Annotated in this window: 6 protein-coding genes; all 6 read right to left on the bottom strand. The window is 36.4% G+C overall.

Annotation, left to right across the window (positions count from 1 at the left end; translation table 11 throughout):
* Positions 1–14: 14 nt before the first annotated feature.
* Entirely contained in the window at positions 15–647 is a 633-nt protein-coding gene (locus tag ERX35_RS11115; RefSeq protein WP_149459954.1) for a hypothetical protein, read from the bottom strand.
* A 265-nt stretch (positions 648–912) separates the two neighbouring features.
* Positions 913–1,404 carry a DUF334 domain-containing protein gene (locus tag ERX35_RS11120; RefSeq protein WP_170234625.1) on the bottom strand — a complete coding sequence of 164 codons (492 nt, stop codon included), beginning with the start codon at positions 1,402–1,404 and terminating at the stop codon, positions 913–915.
* The gene (locus ERX35_RS11125) at positions 1,394–2,299 is read right to left on the bottom strand and encodes a relaxase/mobilization nuclease domain-containing protein (RefSeq protein WP_149459956.1); all 906 of its coding nucleotides are present in this window, start codon (positions 2,297–2,299) and stop codon (positions 1,394–1,396) included. The genes ERX35_RS11120 and ERX35_RS11125 overlap by 11 nt, the downstream gene beginning before the upstream one ends.
* On the bottom strand, positions 2,281–2,646 hold the full coding sequence (locus ERX35_RS11130) for a MobC family plasmid mobilization relaxosome protein (protein ID WP_149459959.1): 366 nt from the start codon (positions 2,644–2,646) through the stop codon (positions 2,281–2,283). The genes ERX35_RS11125 and ERX35_RS11130 overlap by 19 nt, the downstream gene beginning before the upstream one ends.
* Positions 2,647–2,956: 310 nt before the next feature.
* Positions 2,957–3,847 carry a replication initiation factor domain-containing protein gene (locus tag ERX35_RS11135; RefSeq protein ID WP_149459957.1) on the bottom strand — a complete coding sequence of 297 codons (891 nt, stop codon included), beginning with the start codon at positions 3,845–3,847 and terminating at the stop codon, positions 2,957–2,959.
* A 313-nt stretch (positions 3,848–4,160) separates the two neighbouring features.
* On the bottom strand, positions 4,161–4,406 hold the full coding sequence (locus tag ERX35_RS11140; protein WP_149459958.1) for a hypothetical protein: 246 nt from the start codon (positions 4,404–4,406) through the stop codon (positions 4,161–4,163).
* Between the last annotated feature and the right edge of the window lie 149 nt (positions 4,407–4,555).

Here is a 4,555-nt window from a genome sequence, read left to right on the forward strand (position 1 = left end):
TAATTCAATCTATTTTAATCATGCCAAACTCCGAATGAATAATAAAATGTAAAGTTAACATCCATATAAATTTTATCCCTAGAATGAGTATTATTATAATGATTTAAATCATTGGTTAAACTTAAAATATACGTTTGACTTACAGCAGCTGCTGCAGATCCTCCAGGACCAAACAAGTAACCTAAAGTTGCGAAACCGGCTGTTCTAAGTAATCCATAATTAAAGTTTTCTACAGCTGCATTACTTCTGAAAATATGTCTTGTTCCCCACCAGTAACCTCTTTGTTCATGAGCTGGCAAACTAAAAGTAGAGATTGTAGGTTCCACAAAAGTTTTACTCGTAGAATCAATACTTAAATTGTTACTGGAAACTTTCTGATTGACTGCATTAATTTGCGTTTGAATTTGATTAACAGTTTCCTGACTAGTTTGTGTTTTAATGTTAGGATCTAGGACATACTTATTTTGCACAACTTTGACGTACTTATCAAAACTTTGAATTTGTGAAGTTTGTAAAGTTTTATCTACTGCCTGTGGTTTAGTAGGAACTGCAACTTGTGGATTTGTTTGTGCTGATGCAATATTCAAACTAGTGAATAGCAATGACGTAGAAACAAGTGCTAAAGCAATCTTTTTGCCCTGTAACATTAAAACACTCCCTTTTTTATAATTTCAAAAGAAGTATATTCCTTTATTCCAATTAATACAATTATTTTTAATAAATTTACAAAATATACACATTATATTTATTCCAATTTCCTTTTGACTTGGAGCCTCTGTTCCCCCTGACCCCCAAGAGCCTGTATTCGGCTTAATTGATGGCTTCGCCACCACGCCGAACGGCTCTAAGTGTATCAAGGGGAACTCCTCCAAGCACAAAAGTTTTCTCGGCATAAACCGCAACTCCTGTGTTTTATCTGTAGTAGTCCTCCCTCTTCTTGAACAGCCATCTGAAGATCACATACAGCATCCCCACAACCAACAGAACAGGTGTCAGATACGCCAGATACCAGATGAACGTATTGAACCCTGTGGAGTGCTCTATCTTCTTCGCTATCATCAGATAATAACTGTCCCCCAGCATATTCGTCGTGAATATCTGTGTGAGGAAAAGAAAGATAAAACTGATGAATGCGATGAAAACCCCGTAGAGCGTAGGATAGAAAAACTTATTGGTCCGCTCCATCTTCTTATTGAACGCATCCAGCTTTTCGACACTATGCAGACTACTCATTCTGACGTGGTTCAAATGTGTGGCCATCTTTCCTGTCACATGCTCCTTTAAATTTTCATCTACTGTCTCAATCACCGCCTGTGTCAGTCTGTCGTCTAGCACCATCTCCACTGTCTTATTCTGTGCCATCACTTTTGTGTGCTGATCCAGAACGTCGGCATTACCTTTCAAACTCGTAGTCGTCTCTGACAGAGCCGTGATTAATCTGTCTATTTTTTGATTTCTTAATGCCTGGGTCTCTTCCAACTCCAGCATTCTCTTTCTCAGCAGTTCGTTTTGTCGCTTCAATTCGCCGAGTTCTTCGTTCCTCACTGTCCCGATCGAATTCATCCCATTTTGACCGCTCTCTGTTGCTCTCAAAGACATTCTCAAGCGCCTCCTTGTCATATAAACTTCCTAATGTCTTACCTCTTACAAATTTCTTCTGTTCAGGATGCAGATAGCTCACTGTCTTGTTCGTCTCTTTAAACTTGATTCCAAATGTCTCTAATTTTTCTACAAACTCTTTTTTATCCTTGGCGCTTTCCTTCGCTTCTTCAATCACTTCCCTTAGCTCATCTTTCCAAGAAACTCCGTCTCTCTTAATGATTGCTTTTTCAGCAAGTGTATAGCTAATTTCTGCTTTCTTTAAGAAGTCGATTGTTGAAAGTCCGCGTGCCTGACACAACTCATTGCTCTGCTCCTTAATCAGCATCATCTGACTGCGATTTGACTGATATTTATTGCCTGTCTGCTGATTGACTGAATTAATCACAATGTGATTATGAACATGCGCTGTATCATCATGCGTATAGACTGTGACCTGATGTTCAGGGGCAATCTTCTTCGCAAGCTCCAGACCGATCTCATTGGCCTGTTCAGGCGTCACTTCTCCGGGCTTGAAGGATTGAATGACTAAATGTGCCTGTATGCCCTCCTCCTTGCCGTAGAGTCCTCTGACAGCCTTAAAAGACGATTTAGCGTAATCCACATCACAGTTATAGCCACTTCTGACCACCGCCCGCTTTTCCGCATAATTAATCGCCCGACTTGCCTGCTTTGTATTGCCTAGTTTAATCGTTGCCATATCTCATTCACTTCTTTTTTCAGTCCATCCATCTTGTTGATGAAATCATCCTGTTTATGCTCTGGTAGTGCCTTATTTTGATTGCACCATTTTGCAATCTGATTCAAATTGTTCGCTATCCCCCCTAAATCCCGAACAATCTCCTGTCGAGTGACCGCATCCAATTTTGGAGCGACCACCCGACTGTTCTGTGCCTTCTTCTTCGCATAAGCAGCCACACTCATATTTAAAGTTGCAGCCGACTGCTGTAACTTTAAATACTCGGAATCGCTCACACGAAAACTGATCTGTCTTGCTTCCTTTCGTCGTGGCGTTTTCGCCTTATCCTCCTCAATACTGCTAGCCATATCATCTTTCAGTTCGCTCACAAAATCCCACCCTTTCTGTCACCTAGTGCGGGTGACGATTTACAAATATTATACTCCGTATAAATTTCTAAATCAAAACAAAAAGGGTTTGGCAAGATTCGTATTTTATAGCCACTTCGTGTCTAAAACACATCTTGTTGTGGGCAAGCCCCCAAGCCCCTTAGATTTTGCTGACGCAAAATAAATATCGGCTATGCTAGCCAATATTTAAAAACATGATTTTTTGTTGCACAAAAAATGAGTGGCTCTTTGCTAGCCACTCAAAGACAAATCAACAAAATAATGTCGATTAAGAGAGCCAAAAATCAATCTGCTTCTGCAGTTTATTTTCCTGTTCCCTCAAAGATAATTTCATCAGATTCGTTAAATCAACAGGAGAAATTTCTTTTAATATTTTTTTTATTTTATATTTTTTCTTTCGATTCATTCTTCCCCATTCTTGTTCATCAAATAAAACTGCCATTACTGAATGTCTATCAGAGTCGTTTTCAATCAAAGTGTAATTAGGCTGGATAACAGAAAAATCTTCAAAGCAATTTTTCCACTCATCAACCATTGTTCTTTTTATCTCGATTTCAAACCGCCAAAAATCTTCAAGCTCCATCTCAATATCTGCATTATCTTTTCTCTCCTGCTTTTTATTATAAATTCTAACGAAACGATCGCTATCTCTTACACCGAAATATTTTGTCTCAGCTTTTCCATCGCGACCATAAAAAACAGTTTTTTTCAGTGCTTTGTCACTCATAATAAAAAAATCAGATAAATCTTTTTCAAAATCAAAAGCTAAATCTAAACGAGTAAACCCGACATTTTCAAGAGCAACTAAGATATTTTTCTTTAGCCATAACATTTCATCAGCTGTTAAATTATTTGGATTAAATTCAATCCTGAAATTTCTTCGGTCCCAGGCATCAGCTTTAAATCGATCATGTTCAATATAGATTTTATCGGTAAATATACGACCTCTAAATTTATGTGTCATGCAATCCCATAACTGAACAGAAGTATGATTACCAAGCAAATCAGCCATATATTGCGCCTTATCTTTAGTTAAATCTCCAACAATAGTCATACGGTCAAAACTAATTTTTGGAGAGGGGGTGTGCCAATTTGGGACACTTAACCGGCTATTAGATAGGGCCGGCTCCCAATTTTCTTCTAATTGCTCTTTTTCCATCAAAAAACTCCTTTTCTGATTACAAAATTTTGTAATAGAAAAAGAGTCCTAAACCCAACAAATCAGAATTCTCTATCTTGCAAAAATCTTTTAAATAAATTATGATTTGGGTACAGATTAATACCAAAATAGATTTCACACTTGTGAGATTATTTTTTTGTCCTTACCCCTGCCCGCCAAAGCATTTGGGTTTAGGACTCTTTTTTATTTAATTTCACTTTAACAGTTTAATAATCAAATCTGCAACTTAATGCCAAAAAATAATTAATAAAAAAAGACTATTCTTTAGGATAGTCTTTTTTAAACATAACACCTAATTCATTTTAATATCATTTCTTTTTCTATAGAAGTAGAAAAGATAAATCTCAGATAATAAAAAAGTAATAACAAGAGGTAACGGAAAAATTCCCAATGCTTTATATATTATTACTCCTAAAAATACATGGGCAATAAAATTTAGTAAATGGATATAAGGCTTCATCTGAACGGAATATTTCTTCCAAATAACATAACCAATCAATGCCGCACCTAGTGTTAATAATATCAAAGTCACATTCATTTTCTTTCACCTCTTATTTATTTAATTCAATCTATTTTAATCATGCCAAACTCCGAATGAATAATAAAATGTAAAGTTAACATCCATATAAATTTTATCCCTAGAATGAGTATTATTATAATGATTTAAATCATTGGTTAAACTTAAAA

It is taken from the genome of Macrococcus equipercicus (genome assembly GCF_004359525.2).
Lineage (GTDB): Bacteria > Bacillota > Bacilli > Staphylococcales > Staphylococcaceae > Macrococcus > Macrococcus equipercicus.